We start from the raw sequence: 26,088 nt of genomic DNA, 5'->3' as shown, positions 1-26,088 counted from the left end.
ACAAGGTATCATAGAATGAATCATGGTAACACGAAGAGCAGTTTCAGGAAGCTTTGGGTTGCTTTGTGCTACTCTGTGATGACTCTTTTTTTGTTTGCAGCCTGCCATTATCCCCGTCCCGATCTTTTTGCCGAGGGAATGAGCGATAAGACGAAAGATTCTCTTACTTATTTATTTGAACGGCATTACACCTATAACACGAATCTGGAAGTACAAACAGATTCTGTTGTTTTGGAACGTTTGCCTGTGAAGGATTCTTTTGTCAGTCTTCACCGGGGAGACCGTGTTGTAGTGGCAGAGTTCGCTATCCATCCGGCAGACAGTGTGGATAGTGTATGGGTAAAACTGGCTCATTCACAGGAAATCCAGGGATGGATGCGTGAAACGGAATTGATAAAGTCTTTTGTGCCTACCGATAGTATATCTCAGTTTATTTATTTGTTCAGTGATACTCATGCCTCTTATTTTGTGATTGTCTTTGCCTTGTTCGTTGGTGTTTATCTTTTTCGTGCTTTTCGGCGTAAGCAATTACAGATGGTTTATTTCAATGACATTGATAGTATTTATCCGCTTTTTCTTTGTCTGTTGATGGCGTTTAGTGCCACTATATATGAGTCGATGCAGGTATTTGTACCTGATACATGGCAACATTTCTATTTTAACCCTACACTTTCACCTTTTAAGGTACCACTTGTTTTGTCGGTGTTCCTGTTGAGTATCTGGATTTTTCTTATTGTCTTTCTGGCAGTGCTCGATGACCTGTTCCGGCAACTGGCTCCGGCCGCTGCTGTCTTCTATTTGCTTGGATTGACTTCCTGTTGTATTTTCTGTTACTTCTTTTTTATTCTGACTACACATATATATATCGGTTATCTTTTCCTTTTCTGCTTTGTGTGGCTGTTTGCGAAAAAACTGCATAAAAGTAACGGGTATAAATACCAGTGTGGACGTTGTGGAGGGAAATTACGGGAGAAGGGAGTCTGTCCGCATTGTGGAGCTATAAATGAATAATTTGCCAACGTGGCAATATGGCAACATGTTGACTGGTTATACTGCTGCTTCTTGATTTATCTTCTTACGGCTTTTTTCTTTGTAATTATTTCAGATAATTTGTAGGGCTTTGAAAATAGAAAGAAAATAGATTTCGATAGTGAAAATAATAGACAATTTTATGGATTGTTAAATAGCTGTATATCAATGAAATATGTAGGCTTGTTTTTTCTCGTAGAGGAACGGGTCGAAACTCTACGAGGAACGCCCCGATTCTCGTAGAGTTTCACTACGTTTCTCTACGACATATATATCGATCGGGTATAAGATGTGACAACACAGAGAATGAACAGCGTATTTTAGACAAACTCAATGTAATGATTTCTTGTAAATAAAATGAAGGAATGCAAAAGTGTACACTTTGGTATAGCAAGAATGTACATTTTAGTATGACAAGAGTGCACATTCTTGTATAACAAAAGTGTACACTCTTAAAAATACTGGTTTTTAGACGATTACGATTATGTTTTAGAAGCGGCAACGTACATCTACTCCCAATTGCATGGGACGTCCTTTTTGCATAAATCCATTGCCCATTGATTCAAAATAAAATGCCTGATATTCTTTGTCCAATGCATTACGTATCCAGAATGCAAGGACGCCGTTCCCTTTTTCCAGGCTGACACGTCCGTTCAGAGTTCCGTAAAATGCCTGGCTGACATTATTTTCTTCTGTCCAGTAGATACGTCCGGCAGCATTGTAATTTGCATTAACTTGTACGCGGTCCAGCCAGTGGCGTGGGGCGATACGGAAGATGTATTGTGCACCTACGCTGAGGGTATGTTTGGGAACAAAGGGGACATAATTACCATTATAAGAAACATCTACTTTTTCCTTCCCTTGCTTCTTTTCGGTCACATAATCTGTAAATGTAGCGTAGGTATATCCGTAACTCACATTCAATCCGAGCGCATTGGTAATAGCAGCGCGTATGGCAGCTTCGGCTCCATAGCTCCGGCTCTTGCCGGCATTAATCGTGATACGTCCGAATCCGTTTTCCGAGAATTTTGCTACTTGCTGATCACGGGTATCCATATAGAAAGCTGCAAGGTCGGCCCATAAACGACTTTCCAATAAAGTAAGGTGTGCACCGGCTTCATAGTTCCATGAGTATTCCGGTTTGTAACTGGTAGCTGCTTTTACATCGACTGCCTCAGGTATCATTCCATCAATCATTTTGTCTATCATTGCCCCATATTGTGGATCGTCTATTTTTTCACTCTCTTTGACCGCATACATCATGTTTCTTTGGAATTCGGTCTGAGCCAGGTCAGAGAACATCTGGATATTATATCCTCCTGAACGATATCCTCGTGAAACTGTAGCATATACACTGTTTCCTTTTTTCCATTCATATTGAAGAGCGAACTTAGGCAATAATTGCAAATAGTCATTGCTTAACTTTCCAATGAATGTGGAAGGGGCTTTCATGTGCTGGTCTGAAAGGTTTAGTAGAGGGCGTTGCATTGAAATACTGAAATCGAAATCGATTGGTTCGCTGATAGAACGGTATTTCATAGATGTTTTTTCATAGTCCAAACGTAACCCAACGGTAGCTGACAACCCTTTTACAAAAAGATCATTGAAAGTAGACTGATGATAGATAGCTCCACTCAAAGAGGGCGTATCAAAACTTCCTCCTATGTTTAGTGTCTCATTATTAATCGTCATTTTCATGCTTGGGGCCATAGGTGAATTAGGGAAGTTTTCGTTGGCTTTATCTTCGATCATTTCTTCCACGCCTTGCCGTTTAAACAGTACAGGACCACTGGTGTGTAACCATTGGTAAAAACCGAAAGCTCCGGTTGCCCATTGCCATCTTCTACCTGGTTTGGATTTGAATACAATCTCTTCGGAAATGGTATTTAATTTCTGTTTCTGTTCCAGATTAAAAATATCTTTTTCTGTAAAATCCTGGTCAAGAAACATCCGGTCCTTAAGATGTTGATAGCCTGTTACTGCACTTAAGATGAAGTTCTGTGCCTGATATTCGATGTTGACACTTGCATTCAGCAGGCTGCGATAGTAGCTACTTTCGTCATTATATGAAATCAGTCCGATTTTATCTTTACGGGTATCTTCTTTTCTTTCTTCTTCGTTAACTTTTCCTGTATAGAAATATGGATATCCGCCTTGATCGCTATATTCATAATTTACGTTAAAGTCGAGTTTCAGGTTTTCTGTCGGTAAATAGATACTACGGATACGTCCGCCTCCGGCGTTACTACGGTCTATTTTTTTATTGTTGAGAGCAGAGTTTTTGAAGAACCCATCTGCATGTTCGTAGAATCCTCCGACTGAGAAAGCAAATTGCTCAGACATACGGTGATAGTGAGTTACTGATGCGTTATAATTGCCATAAGTTCCGGCACTCAGTCTAAGGTCTGTACCCTGATAGCTGAATGGCGATTTAGTGTGTACACGGATAAGTCCTCCCATGGTGTTACGTCCGTATAGTGTTCCCTGAGGTCCACGAAGTACATCGATACGTTCAATATCCGCATAGTTGAAATCGAAGGCTGATTTGTCTATATAAGGAACGTTATCTACATAAAGTCCCACTGAAGGAGTGTTGATGCGTGAACCGATACCACGGATATAAATGGCTGATGTAAGCCTTGAACCATAGTCGGGAATAAACAGGTTGGGAACCAGTGCTGTCAGGCCTTTCAGATTAGTTACCTGGTTGGCTTGCATGTCGTGCTGTGACAGGAGAGTGCTGGCTGTGGGTAATTCGCGAAGTTTGCGGTTTTCTTTGGGTGATGCGATAACGAGCACCTCTTCTACGTCTACTACTTTAATCGTGTCTTTAGGTACTTCTTCGGCCCAAGCGGTACTTGCCGTCAAGAGAGTTAGAGCAATTAGAATACTGTTTCTTTTCATCATAATCTTATTTTGCTTGCAAAGGAACGGGAAACTTATCAGTTACACAATCCTCATTTATTAGGATTATGCAAATTATCTGCGTTTTAATAATTAACATTGCTTGCCGTATCTCCCCGTGCGGGAAGCGCTTTATTCCTTATATAAGTTATCTCAGCAGTATTGGGCGCATACCACACCGGACCTATTCCGTTGATAGATTTTTCTACTTTTTCATTCTCTAAAGCTAAGAGGGTATCTGGTATTTTACCTTCCATAAATCCGGGTAGCCCGATTGGCTCTTTATTTTCAAAATAATAAGTATTATCCAGGAAAGTAATACCCGGCATAACCTCTTCCGGTTGAAAGACTCTCACATTCGGAGTTGAGTTGTAGATGGTATTGTTGGCAAAACGTAGGTTACGGGGTGCTTTATCTCCTTTGCCCGAACCGAATTCCAATACCCGGCAGTTGATAAAATGGTTATAGGCGATATCTACATTTTCTACCCGGTGGTAGGAGGTCAGCGGTTCTTTTTTTATGTCTGTATCAGCAGTAGGTTTTTCAAAGACGCCAATACGTACCAACAGGCCGAAACCATTCAGTTTACTCATATAGTTATCATATACAGTATGTCCCTGGTTGATAATGCGGATTCCTACTGTACCTTTTATATTGTTACCGATAAAGGTGTTGGATTCGAGCACATTGTAATGACCATGCCGGCATACCAGACCTCCTCTTGACTCGTAAAACAGATTTCGGCGAAGTACATTATGACACGATTTTACCGAAATGATTTCACTTTCTCCGTCACAGTGCAGAAATACATTGTTTTCGACAACGGTGCGTGATTCCAGTTGAGAAGACCATGAATGCCCGATGCGAATGATCTCGGCGCCGTTTCCACCATAGGGTTTACGCGTGCCGAACAGATTGTGATCTATCTGGTGGTTATTCAGGTGATTGTCTTTGTCGAGCCATACTTGCAGTACCAATCCGCCAATTCGTTTGTTGGCAAAGTAACAATGGTCTACCCGGTTATTCTCACCTCGGAGTCCGAGCCAGTATTCGCTCACGGAGGCGGGTTGCTGTCCGTTCGTTGCAGGCTGTTCGCTCTTGTTGGGGTCGTTACAGTCATCAATCACGCAATTGGTGAAACGGCAGTGTGAAGCATACTTCCCTGTTTCTTTCTGAAAATCAATCATATTGAAAGACAATGCCCATGCTTTCAGAAAACACAAACCTTCTATTTGCAGATATTCGCCATAGACTTTAAAATCCAATGCACCCGATATGATTGTTTTTCCGGGGTGCTCGGCTTTCAGTTTTATTGAATCCTGTACAGTTCCTTTTGCCTGAAAGAGCACTTTCTGCAGATTTTTGAAAACTCCGTCTTTAAGAATGACTTCGTCACCAGGGAGTAATTTCCCTTCACTTAATATTCTTTTTAAAGATTCACTCTCCCCGGGGGTGAAATAGTACTTTTTTGCCAGAAGAGGGTTACAACTCAGAATTACTAGCAGTAACAATAATTTTCTCATAATAATCAATCTATAATTTTAGGATGCTAAGGTACAAAACTCTCTGGCTGCAAGCTTGCAATATTATATCGCTTTCTGTAAGATATAACTCAATATTTGTTTGTTATACATATGAGGTAAGGAGTTATCGCGGAATTTAGAAAAAATATTCCGAATATACATTGAAATAACAGAATATGCATTGTGGGTATATGCAAATCTGAAATTAGGGGGACTTACTCCGGTATCCGATTTATAAGGATTATACAAATAAAGTTTGTCTATAAAGAAAGATATTCTTATTTTTGTCTTTCGATAAACATTAAATAAAGTAGAGTCTTTATTTAAAGATAAAAAAACAAGATACGGAGTGTTTGCATTGTCATTCTTTCTATAGTGAAACGACCAAATTTAACAGACCGAAAGAATATGCTTTGTGGATGCGCCCTGAAACAGGGTGTGTTCCATCGATATATTCAGTCGGTCATAGGTTACTTGGTCGTACCTAACTATAGTCTGGATAGTGTCGGGAACACACTTTTTTTATTAACCTCTCTTTAAAACACATAGCCTATGGTATAGATCAGATAGAGTGACATATAACAGTTAGAAATAACTCATTAGCATTTCTCTTATAGAAAAAACGACCAAGAATTTTTATATGACCGGGGGGAATGCAATGGGGCGGATCTTGTTTTGCTTTCCTCTTTTTGAAGTTGTAAAGGCCGAAGCGGATGTGACCTGTTGTGTTTCTGAGACAGAAATGCAAAGCGACAGTTAACATTCAGTATTCATTTTATTTACAACAATAAAAGATGAAAATCAAATTGTTTTTTCTTCTTATGATATTACTATACCCGTTTCAGTTGTGGGCACAAACGGCTTCGACAGACTCTCTGAAAATCACTGAACGGGGCTATTCTTTCCGTCCTTCACAATTAATACTACCTGCTTCACTCATCACTGTAGGAGCACTTGGGGTGGCCAATCCCTGGTTGAGATCTCTGAATAGGGAAGTGCGTGATGATATTGCCGGATGGCGCAATGGACGCTATTTTCATGCCGATGATTATATACAATATGTACCCGTTATTGCAAACTTCGGATTAAGTCTGCTGGGAGCAAAGGCTAAGCATAGTTATGTGGATCGTGTATTGATTACTGCCACTTCTTATGCAGCTATGGGGATTATGGTCAATGCGGTGAAGTGGGCGGTAGATGAACAACGTCCGGACGGAACAGCTTTTAATTCCTTTCCTTCGGGGCATACAGCCACTGTTTTTATGGGAGCTGAGTTGGTACGGATGGAGTATAAAGATTCCTCTCCGCTTTATGGTATAGGTGCATATACTATTGCCTGTGGGGTAGCCTTCCTGCGACTTTATAATGAACGACATTGGTGCAATGATGTTCTGGCTGGTGCGGGAATTGGTATATTAAGTGCACGGATCGGATACTGGCTCCTGCCTTTTGAAAAGAAATTGTTTGGATTGGATAAGAAAAAGAGCAGAGTTAATCTGGCTGCTTCTCCTTATTACAATCATTTTTCAAAGGAATACGGTGGTATGATCGTTGTACGTTTTTAAATCCGGTCAGCCTCTACATAGCCGTTCATTACGGCATAAATTGTTAGCCCGGAGACGGATTTGATACCCAATTTCTCTGTAATGTTTTTCCGATGGGTGATAACAGTGGTCAGACTGATATTTAGTTTATCGGCTATCTCTTTATTGATGAACCCTTTGGTTATCAATACAAGTACCTCGATCTCCCGTGCAGACAATTCATGCTCAATAACCGGCATTGGTGGTATGGCTTCAGCCGGATGTCCGTCGTGGTGAGCATGTTGGTGAAGTTTCAGAATGTCTTTCACCAGCTGCTCTTCTGATTGATAAATGTTCAGTACGCGTACGGCAGATAGTTGGAGAGAGTGGCTTTCTCCTGCCAGAACAATTGTTTTCTTTTTCCGGGGCAGAAAAAAGGCATTGTGCTCCACATATACTTGTGCGCCTATAAAATAGTGCGCATACATGTCGGGTGTGTCATCCGTTAGCTCACCAAAACTATGGAAAGTTCGTATAATTGCCATTGGAATAATCTCTTCCAATATCATTTTCAGACCGAGTGCTGTAAGTGTATTCGCTTCAACGATAGCGATTTCTGGTTTGTGGTTCATAGGTTTAATGAGATAAAATAAGGTTTGGAAAATCTATGGAATCAAAATCAAATTCACTATCTAAGTCTTGGCAGTCACAAACGATTAAATCGAAATGCTGTGCTGATTTCCTCGGTATTAGCAGTTCATAGGTTGACTCACCTTGATAACTTTTATATTCCCAAATAGAAATTTTTCTTTTCTTATCAATGATGTGGATTTGTAATTCATCCAAAGCCTGACTGTTATCCGGATGTTGAATGACATTCCATAATTTTATATCATATAGATTATCAGATTTCTTTTCCACTGATTTAATGATTACAGGAAAAGGACCGTCCAGGTATTTATAGTAAAGGCAAGAATCCGTCAACCAACGGTTTGTAGGAGTATCTATTTGGCATGGAGAATAAACATAGTATTTCCCTTTGTAAGAATGGAGAGCGATCCAATCTTCCGGTAGTTCATATAAATTATGTTTTGTAATAGTTTGTGGATGAGCCTGCTTTAATATCTTCTCGCTTTCTTTCAGTTCTTCCAGTCTGTATTGTCTTAGTTCCGGATAGGCTTTTTCTTGAATTGTAGGGTCGAGTAATTTTTGAAAAACTTCTGATTTTCTGTTGTTTTCGATATATACCTTTCTGTTTTCATTTTTAGATAGAAAGGTGGTATCGGATTGAGCATAACAATTAAATGACAATGATTTAAATAGGAGAATTGCTCCTATAGTAAGAGAAAAAATAATGTTCTTCATAACTCTCAATTATTGAATTAATGATTTAAATAGTTTGCAACAGCTTCTGCGCACCGTTCTCCGTCAACTCCCGCAGATACAATTCCTCCCGCATATCCTGCTCCTTCACCACAAGGGAATAAGCCGCGGACTGTTACATGCTGCAGCGTATCTTTGTCACGTACAATACGCACAGGGGAAGAAGTACGTGTTTCTACTCCGATCATCACTGCCTCGTTGGTAAGAAAACCGTGACTCATCCGTCCGAATTGCTGAAAGCCTTGTGACAAACGTTTACTGATAAATTCCGGCATCCAGAAGTGTAAGGGTGAAGATATCAATCCCGGACTATAAGAGGAGTCCGGTAAATCATAGCTCAGTTTCTTCCGCGTAAAGTCCATCATGCGTTGTGCCGGAGCCGTTTGCTTCATTCCTCCCTGTAACCAGGCTTGCCGTTCCAGTTCTTCCTGAAAATGCAACACTTTTAGGAGTTGACAATTGACAGTTGACAATTGACAGTTGGATTGTGTAGCTGACTGTCCATTGTCCATTGTCCACTGTCCATTGTCTAAATCTTCCGGTTGTACCTCTATCACCATTCCTGAATTGCTCCATCGTGAACCACGGTTGGAAGGAGACATTCCGTTGACTACCACCTGTTCGGGTCCGCTGGCAGCAGGAACGATAAAACCACCGGGACACATACAGAAACTGTATACTCCTCGTCCTTCGACCTGTGTTACGAAGCTGTATTCGGCAGCAGGTAAGTACTTTCCCCGACCGTTTTTATTGTGATACTGTATCTGGTCTATCAATTCTGCAGGATGCTCCAGACGGACACCAACAGCTATTCCTTTTGCCTCAAGCGTTACGTTGTTGGTTGCCAGCCAGCGATATACATCACGTGCCGAGTGTCCTGTAGCCAGTATTACCGGACCGAGAAATGTTTTTCCTGTATTTGTTTCAATGCCTTTTACCTCCTCGTTCTCGATGATCAGTGCATCCATTCGTGTCTCAAAATGCACTTCACCTCCACAATTGATAATGGTATTACGCATGTTTTCAATAACCCGTGGCAGTTTGTCTGTACCGATATGCGGATGTGCGTCGGCAAGAATTGCAGTAGAAGCTCCATGCTGGCAGAATACATTTAGTATTTTGTCTACATTTCCCCGTTTTTTACTTCGGGTATAAAGTTTTCCGTCAGAATAGGCTCCTGCACCTCCTTCTCCGAAACTATAATTTGATTCCGGGTTCACAGCGTGTTCCCGGCTTATCAGTGCGAGATCTTTTTTACGTTCACGTACGTTTTTTCCACGCTCTACTACAATGGGGCGAAGTCCTGATTCAATAAGTTTCAGAGCTGCAAATAGTCCGCCAGGTCCTGCGCCCACTACAATAACCTGTGGCTTACCTTCCACATTACTATATACGGTTCGTTCGTATTCATCATCCGCAGGCATTTCATTAATATAAGCCCGTACCTTCAGATTGATAAAAATAGTACGTTGCCGCGCATCAATACTTCGTTTCAGAATACGTATAGTGGTAATATTCTTTAAACTTAATCCTTTTTCTTTGGACAAATATTCCTTTAATCGTTGCTCGTTGGCAGCAATTTCGGGGAGTAGACGTAACTGGTATTCTTGTATCATGATTCACCACAGAGGACGCAGAGGTCACAGAGTTTAATTAGTTTATAATATAAAACGTTTAATGCCATTTTTGAGTCTTGGTACATTGAAGTTCAGTAATAATCCATATTTGAGCTTACTAAGCTTCATATATGTTAATATTTGAGCTGAGTGTACAGGCTGTAATGTCTCTACACTTTTCAACTCTATAATAAGCCGCTTATCAATTAATAAGTCTATCCTGTAGTCGGTGTCCAGTTTGATACCCTTGTAAATGATTGGCAATTTTTTTTGTCTTTCTACTTGTATATTTGTTTCTATAAGTTCGTGATATAGACAGGTTTCATATGTACTTTCCAATAATCCCGCTCCCAATTGTGTGTGTACTTCAAAAGCAAGACCAAGAACCTTATTAGTGAGTATATTAATATCTTCCATTTCTTTGTTTTCTAAATTGAACTCTGTGCCCTCTGTGTCCTCTGTGGTGAATCATCCGAATAGTGTCCTGAATGCTTCTTCCACCTTTCTAACCGGCACCAATTCTATCTTTATTTTCTTTGTATCAATTCCTTGCAGATTATGCTTAGGTAACAGAATGCGTTTAAATCCTAACTTTTCTGCTTCACCGATGCGTTGTTCGATCCGGTTTACCGGGCGTATTTCACCGGATAGTCCGATCTCACCGGCCATACAAACTTCCGGTTCGATAGATGCATCCATGTTGGAGGAGAGGATAGCGCTGATAACGGCAAGGTCAATGGCGGGATCATTTACTTTCAGCCCTCCGGCAATATTGAGAAACACGTCTTTTTGTGCCAGTTTAAAGCCTACCCGTTTTTCGAGTACAGCCAACAGCATATTCATACGGCGAAGATCAAACCCTGTGGCAGAGCGTTGCGGGTTACCATATACAGCAGAACTGACCAATGCCTGTGTTTCAATCAAAAATGGGCGTACCCCTTCGATGGCAGAGGCAATAGCTACTCCGCTCATACCTTCGTGGTCTTGCGAAAGGAGCAATTCCGATGGGTTACTGACTTGCCGGAGCCCGTCTTGCCGCATTTCATAAATGCCTAATTCTGCTGTACTCCCAAAGCGGTTTTTTATGCTTCGCAAGATACGATACATATAATGCTGATCGCCTTCAAACTGAAGTACGGCATCTACGATGTGTTCCAAAACCTTTGGTCCGGCAATACTGCCTTCCTTGTTGATATGTCCGATAAGCAGTACCGGCGTATGGGTCTCTTTGGCAAAACGGAGAATGGATGCCGAACATTCACGTACCTGTGCAATGCTACCGGGAGAAGATTCGATATTTTCTGTAGAAATGGTTTGTATAGAGTCTATGATGACTAAATCGGGATTGGTATTTTTGATATGTACATAGATCTGCTCCAGAGAGGTCTCACAAACGATGAGGCAATCACTGGAAGCAGTTGTCAGACGGTCGGCACGTAATTTTAATTGTCGGGCGCTCTCTTCACCGGAGATATAAAGAATACGTTTTTCGGGCATACGTAGTACTGTTTGGAGCACAAGAGTCGATTTCCCAATGCCCGGTTCACCACCTATCAGTACCAGTGAACCCGGGACAAGACCACCACCTAACACACGGTTTAACTCTTCGTCGTGCATGTCGATACGTGGCTCGTCATCTGCTTCTATTTCATTTAAAGTAATAGGTTTGGCTTTGGCTGTATTTATGCCCGATACGGGGCGGCGGTTTGTAGGTTCTTTCCGGACTATCTCTTCTACATAGGTGTTCCATTCGCCACACGAAGGACATTTTCCTACCCATTTGGGAGAGTCCTGTCCACAATTGCTGCATACATATACGGTTTTCTCTTTGGCCATTCTTTTTGTCCTTTACTTTATAAGATGGACAAAAGTAATAAATTCACCACAGAAAAATGCAGAGTCTCACAGAGTTTTATTTAATATTAGTCATAAATTCACCATCGTTTTCACCACAGAGGACGCAGAGGACACAGAGTTTTAAGTATTGGAATCATTAGTCTCTAACAACCGTTAAGATTTTAATAACTCTGTGTCCTCTGCGTCCTCTGTGGTGAAAACGGTAGTGGGCTATAATGTAATCTCTCCCGCTAGGGGGCGTGCCATTCGTTCTCTCACTTCCTCAGGGCTGTAGCCGTGTCCCAGCAGGAACATCAGTTTGGTGACAGCGGACTCGGTGGTGCTGTCGTATCCGCTGACAATGCCCGATTCCAACAAATGATAACCGGTTTCATATCGTTCCATTTCCACCGTTCCGGCACTACATTGAGTGACGTTGACTATCACAATTCCTCGTGTGCTTGCTTCACGTAGCAGGCGGAGGAACCATTGCTTACGAGGGGCATTGCCCGAGCCATAGGTTTCTAATACCACGGCTCTTAATCCGTCGATGGTAAGTGTGGCTGCTACTACATTCTCATGTATGCCGGGAAAGAGTTTTAATACGGCAATGTTGGTGTCGAGCAAATAATGTGGTTTCAGTTCCTGTTTCTCCTGAATGGTATGGATAACAGAATAATTGTATTTGATATGTATTCCCACCTCTGCCAGTATCGGATAGTTGAAAGAACGGAAAGCATTGAAGTTTTCAGCATTCATTTTGGTAGTACGATTACCCCGCATCAGATGATTTTCAAAGAAGATACATACTTCAGGGACAAGTGGATTACCATGTTTGTCCTGAGCAGCAGCTATTTCTATGCTCGTCATCAGGTTTTCCTTACCGTCTGTACGCAATACTCCGATAGGCAGTTGTGATCCTGTGAGAATGACCGGTTTACTTAGTCCTTCGAGCATGAAGCTCAATGCTGAGGCTGTGAAAGCCATTGTGTCCGTACCATGCAGGATAACGAAACCATTATACTGATCGTATGTATCGTAAATGATCCGTACTAACTTCCGCCATGCTTCGGGTTCCATGTCCGATGAGTCCATTGGAGGATCGAACTGGTAAGAATCAATGGTACAGTTTGATTTCTGAAGTTCGGGGACGTGCTTCTGCAACTGTTCAAAGTTGAAGTTCTCCAGTGCTCCGGTTTCGGCATTTTCTATCATTCCAATCGTGCCACCGGTGTATATTAACAATACGGAAGTATTTGAAGGGTTCATAAGCGTATTTTATGCAATTGAATACTGCAAAGATAATTATATATCTTATATTTTATAACAAAATGTCAGAAAAGTGCAGCGCGTTAATTTGTCACTGCTCCACAGGGAAAATCTTTTTATTAGAAAATTATCGCAAAAAGTGATAGATTGAATGTTTTTATTGTTACTTTTGCGACATCTTATCAAATAGTAACGAGAAACAATGACTATGATGAAGTACTATCCGCATACAGTCACATCCATGTGCACCATGACCCTTAGGGGTTGAGGGATAGTATTTGTGTTTCTACGTGAATCACGCTTACAGGAAGTAAGCAAATTCAAATTTAGTATTTTAGTTGTAAATAAACCATTGTTTCCGGAAAAGGAAGCATTGAAAATATAAAGTATCTGCATGAAAGTAATGAAATTCGGCGGAACATCCGTAGGTTCCGTGAACAGCATTTTAAGCGTAAAGAGAATAGTAGAGTCGGCCGGAGAACCGGTTATTGTAGTTGTTTCCGCATTGGGCGGCATTACCGATAAGTTGATTAATACCTCTAAAATGGCCGCTGTAGGTGATTCGGCCTACGAAGGTGAGTTCCGCGAAATTGTTTATCGCCACGTGGAGATGATTAAAGAAGTGGTTCCCGCAGGTGAATATCAGGCTTCGTTGCAACGTCAGGTAGGTGAACTGCTCAATGAGCTGAAAGATATTTTTCAGGGTATTTATCTGATTAAAGACCTTTCTGCAAAAACATCGGATACCATTGTAAGTTATGGTGAGCGCCTCTCTTCTATCATTGTAGCGCAGCTGATTGAAGGTGCCCAATGGTTTGACTCGCGCACTTTTATAAAGACAGAAAGAAAACATTCCAAACACACACTTGACACTGAACTGACGCATCAATTGGTGAAAGAGGCTTTCCGGGTGATTCCGCAAGTATCGCTGGTACCGGGATTCATTTCATCGGACAAGGTGACGGGGGATGTTACCAACCTTGGACGGGGTGGTTCGGATTATACAGCGGCCATCATTGCTGCTGCTCTGGATGCTGATAGCCTGGAGATATGGACCGATGTAGATGGATTCATGACAGCCGATCCACGTGTGATTTCTACCGCTTATACTATCAACGAACTGAGTTATGTGGAAGCTACCGAACTTTGTAACTTCGGTGCCAAAGTGGTATATCCGCCTACTATTTACCCGGTTTGTCATAAGAATATACCTATATTAATAAAGAATACATTCAATCCTGAAGGTACGGGTACGGTTATCAAACAGGAGGTTTCTGATCCGCAAACGAAAGCGATTAAAGGTATCTCTTCTATCAATGACACCAGCCTGATTACTGTGCAAGGTCTTGGTATGGTGGGTGTTATTGGTGTTAACTATCGTATCTTTAAGGCTCTGGCAAAGAATGGTATCAGCGTATTTCTTGTGTCTCAGGCTTCTTCTGAGAACAGTACTTCCATCGGTGTGCGTAATGCCGACGCCGATCTGGCTTGTGAGGTGTTGAATGAGGAGTTCGCCAAAGAGATAGAAATGGGTGAGATATCTCCTATTCAGGCAGAGAAAAATCTGGCTACTGTAGCAATTGTGGGTGAGAACATGAAACACACACCGGGTATTGCCGGTAAATTGTTCGGTACATTGGGACGTAATGGTATTAATGTGATAGCTTGTGCACAGGGAGCTTCGGAGACAAATATTTCATTTGTAGTTGACTCCAAATCATTGCGCAAATCATTGAATGTGATTCATGATTCATTCTTCCTGTCCGAATATCAGGTGCTGAATCTCTTTATCTGTGGTATTGGTACGGTAGGAGGTAGCCTGATAGAACAGATCCGCTGTCAGCAGGAAAAGCTGAAAGTAGAAAACGGTTTGAAACTCCATGTGGTAGGTATTGCCGACGCTACGAAAGCCATGTTCAGCCGTCAGGGTTTTGACCTGGCTAATTACCGGGAAGAGTTGGAAGCGAAAGGTACCGAAAGTACGCTTGAGTCTCTTCGTGATGAGATTATCGGCATGAATATTTTCAATTCTGTATTTGTGGATTGTACTGCCAGTCCGGATGTAGCCTCGCTTTATAAAGATCTGTTGCTGCACAATGTGTCGGTAGTGGCTGCCAATAAGATTGCTGCTTCCTCCAAATACGAGAACTATCGCGAACTGAAGCAGATAGCTCGTCAGCGTGGTGTGAAATATCTGTTTGAGACGAACGTAGGGGCAGGACTTCCTATCATCAATACAATCAATGACCTGATTCATAGTGGCGACAAGATATTAAAGATTGAAGCTGTGCTGAGCGGTACGTTGAACTATATATTCAATAAGATCAGTGCTGATATCCCATTTAGCCGTACGATAAAGATGGCACAGGAAGAGCGTTATTCCGAACCGGACCCACGTATCGACCTGAGTGGTAAAGATGTGATTCGTAAGCTGGTGATTCTGGCACGTGAAGCCGGATATAAACTGGAGCAGGAAGATGTAGAGAAGAATCTTTTTGTCCCGAATGATTTCTTTGAAGGATCGTTGGATGATTTCTGGAAGCGTGTTCCGAGTCTGGATGCAGACTTTGAAGCCCGTCGTCAGGTATTGGAGAAAGAAAATAAACACTGGCGTTTTGTTGCTACGCTCGAAAACGGGAAGGCTTCTGTGGGCTTACAGGAAGTAGGGGCCAATCATCCGTTCTACGGACTGGAAGGCAGTAACAATATTATCCTGCTCACAACAGAGCGTTATAAAGAGTATCCGATGATGATTCAGGGATATGGTGCCGGTGCAGGTGTGACGGCAGCGGGAGTCTTTGCGGATATTATGAGTATAGCGAACGTTTAATTTAGTGGACAGTTGACAATTGACAGTTGCTGCGCTTTGTTGCAGTTGGTTTGTTAATTGTCAATTGTCCACTGCCAATTGTCAATTAAGAAAATGAAGCATATCATTATATTAGGTGACGGCATGGCCGACTGGCCTGTAAAGTCATTGGGAGACAAGACGCTCCTGCAATATGCAAAAACGCCTTATATGGATAAGCTCGCCCGCATGGGGCGTAATGGACGGCTGATGACCGTAGCGGATGGTTTTCATCCCGGTAGTGAAGTAGCCAATATGTCGGTATTGGGATATGATCTTCCGAAGGTATATGAAGGACGCGGTCCGCTCGAGGCAGCAAGTATCGGTGTGGAACTTCAACCGGGAGAGATGGCGATGCGTTGCAATATCATCTGTATTGAAGGAGATAATATAAAAAATCATTCCGCCGGACATATTTCTACTGAAGAAGCCGATGTGCTGATTCAATATCTGCAGGAACATTTAGGCAATGATCGCGTACGTTTCCATACCGGTGTTCAATATCGTCATCTGTTGGTCATCAAAGACGGAAATAAACAGCTGGATTGTACGCCGCCTCATGACGTACCTTTAAAGCCTTTTCGCCCTTTGATGGTGAAACCGTTAGTGCCGGAAGCCCGGGAGACAGCAGATCTTATTAATGAACTGATCTTAAAGTCGCAGGAACTGCTGAAGAATCATCCGCTGAATCTGAAACGTATGGCCGAAGGCAAAGATCCTGCCAATAGTATCTGGCCCTGGAGCCCGGGATACCGTCCGCAAATGGATGCCTTTTCCGATACTTTCCCTCAGGTGAAAAGAGGAGCTGTTATTTCGGCGGTCGATCTGATAAATGGAATCGGATACTATGCCGGACTTCGCCGTATTGCGGTGGAAGGAGCAACCGGACTTTATAATACGAATTATGAAAACAAAGTGGCAGCTGCACTGGAAGCATTGAAGACGGATGACTTCGTCTATCTCCATATCGAAGCCAGTGATGAGGCGGGGCATGAAGGAGATATTCCGTTGAAGCTTCTTACAATTGAAAACCTGGATAGCCGTGCTGTTGGCCCTATCTATGAAGCTGTGAAGGATTGGGACGAACCGGTAGCCATTGCTGTATTGCCCGATCATCCTACCCCTTGCGAACTTCGTACCCATACCAACGAACCTATTCCGTTTCTTATCTGGTATCCGGGCATTACACCGGACGAAGTACAGACCTATGACGAAGTGGCCGCTTGTGACGGGGTGTATGGGCTGATGAAGGCAGATGAATTTATTAGCGAATTTATGGCACTACCCGTGAAGAGTTGACAATTGACAGTTGACAATTGACAATTGACAGTTGATAGTGGGCTTGCGCAATGGTACTGACGCTGCACAGCACTAATCACTTATCACTAATCACTCATCACTAACTCAGTATAAACCAAATTTAAAATACCACTTATGAAATATTACAGCACTAACCGTCAGGCTCCTGTTGCTACTCTTGAAGAAGCCGTAGTGAAGGGCTTGGCTGCCGATAAAGGGCTCTTTATGCCCGAAATGATTAAACCACTGCCTCAGGAGTTTTATGACACCATTGATACGCTTACTTTTCAGGAGATAGCCTATCGCGTAGCCGATGCTTTCTTTGGAGAAGACGTTCCGGCAGATACGTTGAAACAGATTGTCTATGATACATTGAACTTTGATGTGCCGTTGGTACATGTGAAAGATAATATCTATTCACTCGAATTGTTCCACGGTCCTACGCTTGCCTTTAAAGATGTAGGTGGCCGCTTCATGGCACGTTTGCTGGGTTACTTTATCCGTAAAGAGGGCAAAAAGCAGGTGAATGTACTTGTGGCTACTTCCGGTGATACCGGTAGTGCGGTTGCCAATGGCTTCCTCGGAGTGGACGGTATTCATGTCTATGTGCTTTATCCCAAAGGGAAAGTCAGTGAAATACAGGAAAAGCAGTTCACTACCTTAGGACAGAATATTACCGCTCTCGAAGTGGATGGTACTTTTGATGATTGCCAGGCGCTTGTGAAGTCTGCCTTTATGGATAAGGAACTGAATGAACATATGCAGCTGACCAGTGCCAACTCTATTAATGTGGCCCGCTTTCTGCCTCAGGCGTTCTATTATTTCTACGCCTATGCACAATTGAAGAAAGCTGGGAAAGCGGATAATGCCGTGATCTGTGTGCCCAGTGGTAACTTTGGCAATATCACAGCCGGACTCTTTGGCAAAAAGATGGGGTTACCCGTGAAACGCTTTATCGCTGCTAATAATAAGAATGATATTTTCTATCAGTATCTGCAAACGGGTAAGTATAATCCGCGTCCATCCGTTGCCACTATTGCAAATGCCATGGATGTGGGCGATCCGAGTAACTTTGCCCGTGTGCTCGATCTTTATGGTGGTTCGCATGCTGCTATTTCGGCTGAGATAACCGGTACAACCTATACCGATGAACAAATCCGTGAAACGGTAAAGAAAACGTATGAAGATACTCATTACTTGCTCGATCCGCATGGAGCCTGTGGTTATCGTGCCCTCGAAGAGGGGTTGAAGCCCGGAGAAACCGGTGTGTTTCTTGAAACAGCACATCCGGCTAAGTTCCTGGATACGGTAGAAGGAATTGTTGGAGATAAAGTAGAGATTCCTGCTAAGCTGCAAGCCTTCATGAAAGGTGAGAAGAAGAGTTTGCCGATGACAAAAGAATTTGCTGATTTCAAGAATTATCTGCTTGCTCTTTAAAAACAAAGATGCCGGATGCATGAAAAGTACCTGAGTGAGATTCAAGGAAAGTCTTCAATAAAGTTATATTGTTTTACATTATATACTCCCCCGGAGTCGCGTGTCTTGCTCGGCTCCGGGGAAGAGGGGGCTCGGCTCCGGGGAGGAACCCCTTCGGCACCGAGGAGAAAGCTGCTCGGCTCCGAGGAGAAAATTGCTCTATTTATATATTGATAGTCAGTATATTACAGGTTCTCTTTTTTGCACTTCGGATAGTACGCAGGAAGTAATATTACACAACAACCTGCAATCATCGCTCGTCGTACTTCCCCGTGCGGGAAGCACTCAGAAGTTTATAAATACAAGGTATTTTCCTGTTGCATGAATACAAAATTCATATTCGGTGGTTTCATTCAAGGTACCTTGCCACCAATTACTGAAATCGCTTAGCGGATAGGCTAACCCTTCTCCCTGTAATCCCGTTGCTCCGAAGTTGAAAATAGAAACCTGTTGTCCCGGTTGTGAAGTGAATACCTGTGTGTTACAGGCGGGGATAAAAATACCATGATCTGTTATCATTTGCACCTGAAGCCCTTCCTGCATGTAGTCCATTAACAGGCTGATGTTACCCAACGTGTGATCTTCACGTTTGCCTGTAGCTCCCACAATGACGATCTGCCGTTTTCCTTGTGCCTGCAAAAAACGGATGGCTTTGGTCTGATCATTTGTTTCCTGATCGTTCACACGGTGGAAGATTCCGGCAAACCGTTCCCGATTCTCGGGAGAGAGCGAATCTCCGTCTCCGATAATAGCATCCGGACGAAAGCCCCGGCGAATGTACTCGTTGGCAGCGCCGTCGCAGCAAACTACGTATGGAGCTTGTGATAATACATTCAGTGGATATGGATGTGAAGGATAATCACCATTACCGAGAATAACTGCTTCTGTTGTCATATTCATTTGTAAATAAGAGAGATGTAAAACGCATTCCGTACTTATTTCTGCCGGAGTTATGGTTTAGGCATCATTTTTTTCCATTTAAGGAAGCCAAAGATAGCGATTATTGAATAAAGTCCGTAGAGTCCGGAAGTGAAATACAAATCTTTGTAGATGTAGAGGCTGCAGCATACCACGTCTACCAGTATCCATGCCCACCACTGTTCTACATATTTACGGGCAAGCATCCACATACCGATGATACTCAGTGCAGTAGTAAATGAGTCGAGCCAGGGAACATTACTGTCGGTAAAGTTAATCAGTATCAGGGCGATACCTATGAAGGTGATAATGAATACAGCCATCAGAGCAGGAAGATACTTTAACGGAATGTGCGTGATGGGTAACTCTGCTTTTTCGTGCGCCTTATTGCCGTACTTCCATACCAGCCAGCCATAAACCGCTGCGAGAAGATAATAGATATTGATACCAAAATCGGCGTATAGTCCGGCTTGGTAATAGACGAATATATAGATAGCAGGCATTATAATGCCTGCTATCCACAGATAAATACTCGCCCGGTATTCTAACCAAAGATAGATTAAGCCGATGGCTGTGCCGAGCATTTCAAGATAATTCATTCCTTTTATTTATTCATGAGTGCTATTAGCGGATTATCACTTTAGCACTTTTAAGTTTGTTATTATCAAGAGGACGTACAATGTAGATGCCTTTCGGTAGTACAATCTCATTGTTGCCTTCGGTTACTTTCAGCGTTTTCAGTTGTTTACCGTCTGTGGTAAAGATACCGATATGCATACTGTTGGCAGCATTGATGTAAAGCTTATCAGTACCGTACACTTGCATTCCTTCAGGAACCTTTTCGGCAGGAGCATTGTTGATACCTGTAGGCACTTTGTCATAACGATTTTCTCTGTACCGGATAATATCCATATTGGGAGCACTACTTGTTGTGATAACTTCTAAAAGTATTCCACCTGATGCATTATAAGTAGTGGTTCTTTCATTTTTGATATAGCGATTCGTTAAATCGGGATGTTCGAACTGTATGGAATAAGTAGACTGCCGGGCTGCATTCATCTTGTTGTCATAAGCAAATACCAACATCTCTTCAGAGCCTTTTATGAAAGAGATATAGGTTCCTTCGTAATCGGATATATTGAATATTCCGTCCCCATTCATATCCAGAAAGGGCTGTGATGACTTCACCTGGGTTACTTCTGCAGGAACTTTCCAGCTGCTCAGATTCTGGCACATCGCTATTTGTTCAAGGAACTGCGCTTTGTCAAACAAGTATCCGTCCAGTGTGCCGTCTTTCTGGTACGTTTCGGTCTGTTGGGTGGTCCAGCTTCCCTCTTCTCCTGTGGCACTACCGTAATATGTTTTGGATTGTATTTCGCCGGTGGGATAGAGAATGTACCTGATTCTATAGTAGTATGTCTCTCCTTCTTCTTCGTCTATTTCCTGCCCGGTTTCAATCATCTCTGTGGGCGATACATACTCGTAAGTAGTCCGCTCGTTTTCTTCCCATGTCGGGGTTATCCCCGTCCTGTTATTGTAGGTTATTACTTGTGTGATTTGTTGTGCGGCATTAAGAGTGATTACATTTTTGGCAACTTCCATCCAGAGAGTGTTGTCGTCCGACAATTGGGAGAGGATGAGGGTGTATTGCTCCGGGGTTTGCTGCTCAAATTGTGAGCGGGTAGTCAGGGTCAGCACATTGTTGCGCAGGGTATATATCTTAATGTCTGTTGGATGGTTGTGTGCGTTTATTGTGAAAATAGACTCTTTGCTCAATATCCACTCTTTGCCGTAGCCTTCGCGCACATATACCGTTTGTTTGGCAGGGGTAAGCTCTCCCGGCAATAGCTGGAAGTAACCGCTGTATATACTCTTTTCATCATACTCCATTTCCTGGCTGAGCAGCCCGTTTACATCGTAGATATAGGCTGATTCTCTTTCGCATTCCCATGAGCCGGCATCCGGATTCCAATTGAATTGGGCATCGTAAGTCAGGCGTCCTTCGTCATCAGTCTCTCTGCCGGTTTTGCTGATTCCGGTCCAGGTATTGTTTGACCATTGATATTGGGCAGTGAGTATATGTCCTTCTTCTGTCATTTCTGATTCTAACATTTGTGTTTTCTGCCAAGTATTATTCTCATACGTAAAGTTGGTTTGTCGCAGATTGACTCCTACATTTACGTTGAATTTTTCTCGTATTATTCTGGCGTTGGGACGGAAAGAACTTTCCGGTTCATTGGTTTCTTTGATGTAAAATATGGCTTCTTCGCTGTTATCGGTGTCATTATAGGTGACTACTGTTTTACTTATGGGATTAACACTCTCCAATTGCCGTCTTTTAGAATCAAACTTTGCAGTATTACGTGAAGTCTCCGTCCATGGGGCATTTTCCTGAAAGGCGGGGCGTTCATAATAAATATTAGTTTGTAAAAGGCAATTGCCCGGCAATGCCTCATAAGTTGGTGCATATTTTAGTTCTTTAGGTGAAGTTACATCTGAACCAGGAATAACGTTGATATATGTTTTAAGTTGTTCGGTGATCCAGTTATCTGCATTAAATGTAAATGTGGTAGTTGCTTCCAGTGTTTTTTCCACAGTAGGAGTAGATACATATTCGTTACTTTCAGCAATGCGGTCGAATGTTTCAGATACTTCTGTCAATGGTGCCATAAATGGCTGCAGTAACGTAATGGATTGAGTTTGCTGCCTGCTTACCTTTGTGTCCGGAGCCTTTGCGAAGGTCCTTGTACCGGATAGTCTGGAGCTTACCCCTTGTGCACTGGCGTTACACCAGGCTAATGACAATACAAAAAATAAAACGGTGTAAGATTGCTTCATAACTACATTGTATTAAAAGTTTGGTATTGGAACTATCGGAACAAAGATAAAATAAAATACTGAAATACAATGAGATCCTGTTTGAATTTTGTTTAACATTAGCTTCGCTCAAAACGCTTTCATAGTGTGTAAAGTTAATGTATAGTCTTTGAGAAGGAAAATTCAAACAGGAACTTAATTTCAGAATGTTATTCTGATGTGCGCCAGTACATTGGTTCCTGCCATCGGATAAAAACGTGGGTCGTAGGAGAGAACAGCTTTTTGATTCTTATCTCCTCCTTCATAAACAGCGGCATTCTGTGAGTATCCGTTGGTCTCGTACTTCGTGTTAAAGAGGTTGTAGATAGTGGCACCGACAGTGATTTGTTTCACAGAAGGCAGTTTGAAACTGTAAGCTAAACTAAGATGACTCACAAAAGATGGATCGAGTGAGTTCTCCTCTAAACCGAAATTGTCGAGATACTGACGGCTGACGTATTGTGATTGCAAGGATACATCGAAACCTTTATAATTAAAACCGATCAGGCTGTTTCCCATAAACGAAGGAGAAAAAGAAATGGGAGTATTCTCCGCATAAATAGCTGTTTGGGTATAAAGTTCATCCCAATTGTCATCATAGTCACTCACATAACCGGTGTAATTCTTAATGCGGTTTTTACTCCATGTCCCGTTGATATCCCAGCGTAGCCAGTCGGTGATACGGGCGCCTAAAGAGAGCTCTATTCCCATGCGGTAACTGTCTTTGACATTTTCTGCCATTGCCTCACCGATATCGTTTACTTTTCCATTTAGTACCAGTTGGTCGGTATAGTCCATATAATACAGGTTCACTCCGGCAGTGAACCAACTGTTGCGGAAAGTATATCCTAATTCATAATCTAACATCTTTTCCGGACGGGGAAGTTTTTCGAATAGTCCGTCGGTATAGTTATTACGTGTAGGCTCTTTCTGGGCTACGGCAAAAGAAGCATAAGCGCTGTGGTATGGGTTGAATTGCCAGAATAAGCCGGCTTTAGGATTGAAGAAACTGAAGTGCTCGTTTACGTTCAGGCGTTGGAGATGTCCGGGTTCTGCAGTCCAATCCCATTTATCATTGTCTCCCGTTATCTTGTAATTGATGTAACGATATTGCAGGTCAGCATAAGCATGCAATCCTCCGGTTATTTGATAATTGGCTTTGGCATAGATGTTTCCGTCTGTCTTACTACCATTGTTGCGATAGTATTCATGATCCGGATTCAGCGCTTCAGTATAATTCTTTACCCAGATCACTTTGCCATAATGATCGTTACTATAACGATTCAAGCCTCCACCCAGAGAGGCATTTAGCTTCTCGTTTTTATAATCAACAGAAAATACGCCGCCGCCAAAGCCGCTGTCTACGAGCTTTTGGCGTACCAGATTGGTCTTAGTTTGCGCTTCTGTGTTTCCGGGGAGGTAGAATGGTTTTAGTCCGTACTCTTCCAGTGTCCGTCCATTCTTATACTCCTGGTAATATCCGAAACCATCTGTGTAATGCAGGGCAATGTTCAGATTCCATTCGGAAGAAAACAGGTGATTGAATATTAACTGATAGTTCGTCTGATTATAATTATCCGTCTGGTCGTCATAAAATCCTATGGTGTTTCCTTTGTTCAGGTTGTCGTCTTTGATGGCCCCGTTTGGGTTATAGGTACGGTCAGTCTCCAATTGTTTCCGGCTGATACCGTCCCAGGCATGATAAGTTTTCTCTTTGCCACCAAAAGTGATAAACTTCAGGGTCGTATTTTCACCGTAATATCCTCCTTGCAGGAAGTACGACTTCAAATCTGATGTGGCACGGTCGCGATATCCGTCACTCTGTATATTCGACACGCGTGCATCAAAGGCCCAATGATTGCCTATCACCCCGGAACCTACGCTAACCGTCTCCTTATGCGTATTGAATGATCCGTAAGAACCGGAAACCTCGGCGTATGCTTTGGAAGGAATGCCGGCTGTACGCAGATTGATACTTGCGCCAAATGCTCCGGCGCCATTAGTCGATGTACCTGCTCCGCGCTGGATTTGCATATCTTCGAGTGAAGAAGCCAGGTCGGGGGTATTCACCCAAAAGATGGAATGGCTCTCTGCATCGTTCATTGGAATGCCATTAGCTGTAATATTGATACGCGTGGCGTCTGTACCGCGTACACGAATGCTGGTATAGCCTACTCCGCTTCCGGCATCTGAGGTAGTAAGTACCGATGGGGTGGTCGTTAACAGAAAAGGCAGGTCAAGTCCGAAGTTCTGTTTTCGGATCTCCTTTTTAGAAATATTGCTGTATGCCACCGGAGTTTTAGAAGTGGCACGGGTGGATACTACCTGCACCTCTTGCAGGTTGACTACTCTTAAACTATCTTTGGCGCTCGTTTGTGCAAAGATGTTGATGCTGGCTGCCATTAGAAAGGCAACAGCTAATAGATTCTTTTTCATTGTGTAATTTATTCGTTCTCTACGCCGGCATTACCCGGTTCAGGTTCTATGGGTATGTTCTCAGCCCGTCATGTTAAGGCACCCCTGTATTGTGAAATCGTTGGCAAAATTAGCGCTTTCGGATGAGGAAAGCAAAAAAACTTTTATATTTACTTAAAACAAAGTAACTTTGTAACTTGTTATGATTGAAAGTACAAACCCGAATTATTTACTCAAAACAAAAAACTAATTATGCTATTATTACAAATTACTCAGGCTGTAACTGATTCTCTGCAGGTTGCCGCCGACAATCTGGACCAGGCTATTGCTAATGCTGACGGTCTTGACAAAATATCTCTTATAACCCAACAGCTTATAGACGCAGGTGTACGTGCCGGTGGAAGTATCCTGAAAGCGGTACTTGTTTTTATCGTAGGACGCTTCCTTGTATCGATGCTGAACAAATTGGCTGCCCGGATGATGGACAAGCGGCATGTAGATGTGAGCATCAAGACATTTGTCAAGAGTCTTGTAAATATTTTGTTGACGATACTTTTGATTATTTCAGTCGTTGGTGCATTGGGTGTGGAAACGACCTCGTTTGCAGCGTTACTGGCCTCTGCCGGTGTGGCTATTGGTATGGCATTATCCGGTAATCTTCAGAACTTTGCAGGGGGACTGGTGATTTTATTGTTTAAACCCTATAAGGTAGGTGACTGGATTGAGAGTCAGAACTTCTCGGGGACTGTCAGAGAGATACAGATATTCCATACCATTCTAACTACGGGAGATAATAAATTGGTTTACGTACCGAATGGTGCGTTGAGCAGTGGTGTAGTGACGAATTATAATACGCAGGAAACCCGTCGTGTGGAGTGGGTCGTTGGTGTGGATTATGGTGAAGATTATGATAAAGTAGACCGTGTGGTACGTGAAGTACTGGCTGCCGACAATCGTATACTGGATACTCCGGAGCCTTTTATAGCTCTTCATGCACTGGATGCAAGCAGTGTCAATATTGTGATCCGTGTATGGGTGAAAACCTCTGATTATTGGGGCGTTTACTTTGATATCAATAAGGCTATTTACAATACCTTCAATGAAAAAGGCATCAATTTTCCATTCCCGCAACTTACTGTACATCAGGGAAACTAAATAGATAGTAAATGATAAATCATGAACGGTGAATATCT

The 26,088-nt window shown here is 42.5% G+C and carries 18 protein-coding genes and 1 riboswitch; of the genes, 6 read left to right on the top strand and 12 right to left on the bottom strand.

Annotated features, from left to right (window positions below):
- The first annotated feature begins 78 nt into the window (after positions 1-78).
- Positions 79-1,011, top strand: coding sequence for a hypothetical protein (locus ACESQI_RS10845; protein WP_369880925.1), 933 nt, complete (start codon positions 79-81; stop codon positions 1,009-1,011).
- 507 nt (positions 1,012-1,518) lie between these two features.
- On the opposite strand, the gene ACESQI_RS10840 is transcribed toward ACESQI_RS10845, so the two are convergent.
- Together ACESQI_RS10840 and ACESQI_RS10835 are read right to left on the bottom strand one after the other, a co-directional pair.
- The gene (locus ACESQI_RS10840) at positions 1,519-3,933 is read right to left on the bottom strand and encodes a TonB-dependent receptor (protein WP_221651398.1); all 2,415 of its coding nucleotides are present in this window, start codon (positions 3,931-3,933) and stop codon (positions 1,519-1,521) included.
- 86 nt (positions 3,934-4,019) lie between these two features.
- Positions 4,020-5,456, bottom strand: coding sequence for a polysaccharide lyase 6 family protein (locus ACESQI_RS10835; RefSeq protein WP_002559166.1), 1,437 nt, complete (start codon positions 5,454-5,456; stop codon positions 4,020-4,022).
- Between the two features lie 794 nt (positions 5,457-6,250).
- On the opposite strand from ACESQI_RS10835, the gene ACESQI_RS10830 reads away from it, so the two are divergent.
- Positions 6,251-7,021, top strand: coding sequence for a phosphatase PAP2 family protein (locus ACESQI_RS10830; RefSeq protein ID WP_002559167.1), 771 nt, complete (start codon positions 6,251-6,253; stop codon positions 7,019-7,021).
- Here the strand turns inward: ACESQI_RS10830 and ACESQI_RS10825 are convergent.
- From ACESQI_RS10825 to ACESQI_RS10800, 6 genes are all read right to left on the bottom strand, one after another.
- On the bottom strand, positions 7,018-7,611 hold the full coding sequence (locus ACESQI_RS10825; RefSeq protein ID WP_007483870.1) for a response regulator transcription factor: 594 nt from the start codon (positions 7,609-7,611) through the stop codon (positions 7,018-7,020). The two genes, ACESQI_RS10830 and ACESQI_RS10825, sit on opposite strands and share 4 nt — an antisense overlap.
- A 4-nt stretch (positions 7,612-7,615) precedes the next feature.
- On the bottom strand, positions 7,616-8,344 hold the full coding sequence (locus ACESQI_RS10820) for a hypothetical protein (protein ID WP_002559169.1): 729 nt from the start codon (positions 8,342-8,344) through the stop codon (positions 7,616-7,618).
- A 17-nt stretch (positions 8,345-8,361) separates the two neighbouring features.
- On the bottom strand, positions 8,362-9,978 hold the full coding sequence (locus tag ACESQI_RS10815; protein ID WP_278512434.1) for an NAD(P)/FAD-dependent oxidoreductase: 1,617 nt from the start codon (positions 9,976-9,978) through the stop codon (positions 8,362-8,364).
- 42 nt (positions 9,979-10,020) lie between these two features.
- Positions 10,021-10,395: a GxxExxY protein gene (locus ACESQI_RS10810; protein ID WP_007483873.1), complete on the bottom strand. Its 375-nt coding sequence runs from the start codon at positions 10,393-10,395 to the stop codon at positions 10,021-10,023.
- Positions 10,396-10,446: 51 nt separating this feature from the next.
- Positions 10,447-11,814, bottom strand: coding sequence for a DNA repair protein RadA (gene radA, locus ACESQI_RS10805; RefSeq protein ID WP_195660466.1), 1,368 nt, complete (start codon positions 11,812-11,814; stop codon positions 10,447-10,449).
- 231 nt (positions 11,815-12,045) lie between these two features.
- Positions 12,046-13,083, bottom strand: coding sequence for an asparaginase (locus ACESQI_RS10800; protein ID WP_373126054.1), 1,038 nt, complete (start codon positions 13,081-13,083; stop codon positions 12,046-12,048).
- 394 nt (positions 13,084-13,477) lie between these two features.
- Between ACESQI_RS10800 and thrA the strand changes: the two genes are divergently transcribed.
- The 3 genes from thrA (at position 13,478) to thrC (ending at position 18,667) form a co-directional block, all read left to right on the top strand.
- Complete coding sequence (gene thrA / locus ACESQI_RS10795) at positions 13,478-15,913, top strand: bifunctional aspartate kinase/homoserine dehydrogenase I (RefSeq protein ID WP_002559174.1); 2,436 nt, start codon at positions 13,478-13,480, stop codon at positions 15,911-15,913.
- A 93-nt stretch (positions 15,914-16,006) separates the two neighbouring features.
- Positions 16,007-17,230 carry a cofactor-independent phosphoglycerate mutase gene (locus ACESQI_RS10790; protein ID WP_373126052.1) on the top strand — a complete coding sequence of 408 codons (1,224 nt, stop codon included), beginning with the start codon at positions 16,007-16,009 and terminating at the stop codon, positions 17,228-17,230.
- 135 nt (positions 17,231-17,365) lie between these two features.
- On the top strand, positions 17,366-18,667 hold the full coding sequence (gene thrC / locus ACESQI_RS10785) for a threonine synthase (RefSeq protein ID WP_263666183.1): 1,302 nt from the start codon (positions 17,366-17,368) through the stop codon (positions 18,665-18,667).
- Positions 18,668-18,991: 324 nt separating this feature from the next.
- Here the strand turns inward: thrC and ACESQI_RS10780 are convergent, their stop codons facing one another.
- The 4 genes from ACESQI_RS10780 to ACESQI_RS10765 all read right to left on the bottom strand — a co-directional run bounded on the left by ACESQI_RS10780 (position 18,992) and on the right by ACESQI_RS10765 (position 24,916).
- A complete protein-coding gene (locus tag ACESQI_RS10780; RefSeq protein WP_122202252.1) occupies positions 18,992-19,600 on the bottom strand; it encodes a thiamine diphosphokinase in 609 nt (202 codons plus the stop codon).
- 56 nt (positions 19,601-19,656) lie between these two features.
- A complete protein-coding gene (gene pnuC, locus ACESQI_RS10775; protein WP_373126049.1) occupies positions 19,657-20,223 on the bottom strand; it encodes a nicotinamide riboside transporter PnuC in 567 nt (188 codons plus the stop codon).
- Positions 20,224-20,248: 25 nt separating this feature from the next.
- The gene (locus ACESQI_RS10770) at positions 20,249-22,462 is read right to left on the bottom strand and encodes a T9SS type A sorting domain-containing protein (RefSeq protein ID WP_373126047.1); all 2,214 of its coding nucleotides are present in this window, start codon (positions 22,460-22,462) and stop codon (positions 20,249-20,251) included.
- Positions 22,463-22,642: 180 nt separating this feature from the next.
- Entirely contained in the window at positions 22,643-24,916 is a 2,274-nt protein-coding gene (locus tag ACESQI_RS10765) for a TonB-dependent receptor (RefSeq protein WP_373126045.1), read from the bottom strand.
- A riboswitch (TPP riboswitch) is annotated at positions 24,914-25,012 on the bottom strand. It overlaps the preceding gene by 3 nt.
- A gap of 135 nt (positions 25,013-25,147) precedes the next feature.
- On the opposite strand from ACESQI_RS10765, the gene ACESQI_RS10760 reads away from it, so the two are divergent.
- The gene (locus ACESQI_RS10760) at positions 25,148-26,050 is read left to right on the top strand and encodes a mechanosensitive ion channel family protein (protein WP_002559181.1); all 903 of its coding nucleotides are present in this window, start codon (positions 25,148-25,150) and stop codon (positions 26,048-26,050) included.
- The last annotated feature ends 38 nt before the right edge of the window (positions 26,051-26,088 follow it).

The organism is Bacteroides sp. HPS0048 (assembly GCF_964240755.1).
In the GTDB taxonomy this organism is placed as follows: domain Bacteria; phylum Bacteroidota; class Bacteroidia; order Bacteroidales; family Bacteroidaceae; genus Bacteroides; species Bacteroides nordii.
The sequence above is the reverse complement of the archived record's forward strand: the minus strand, read 5'-3'. Positions and strand labels throughout refer to the sequence as shown.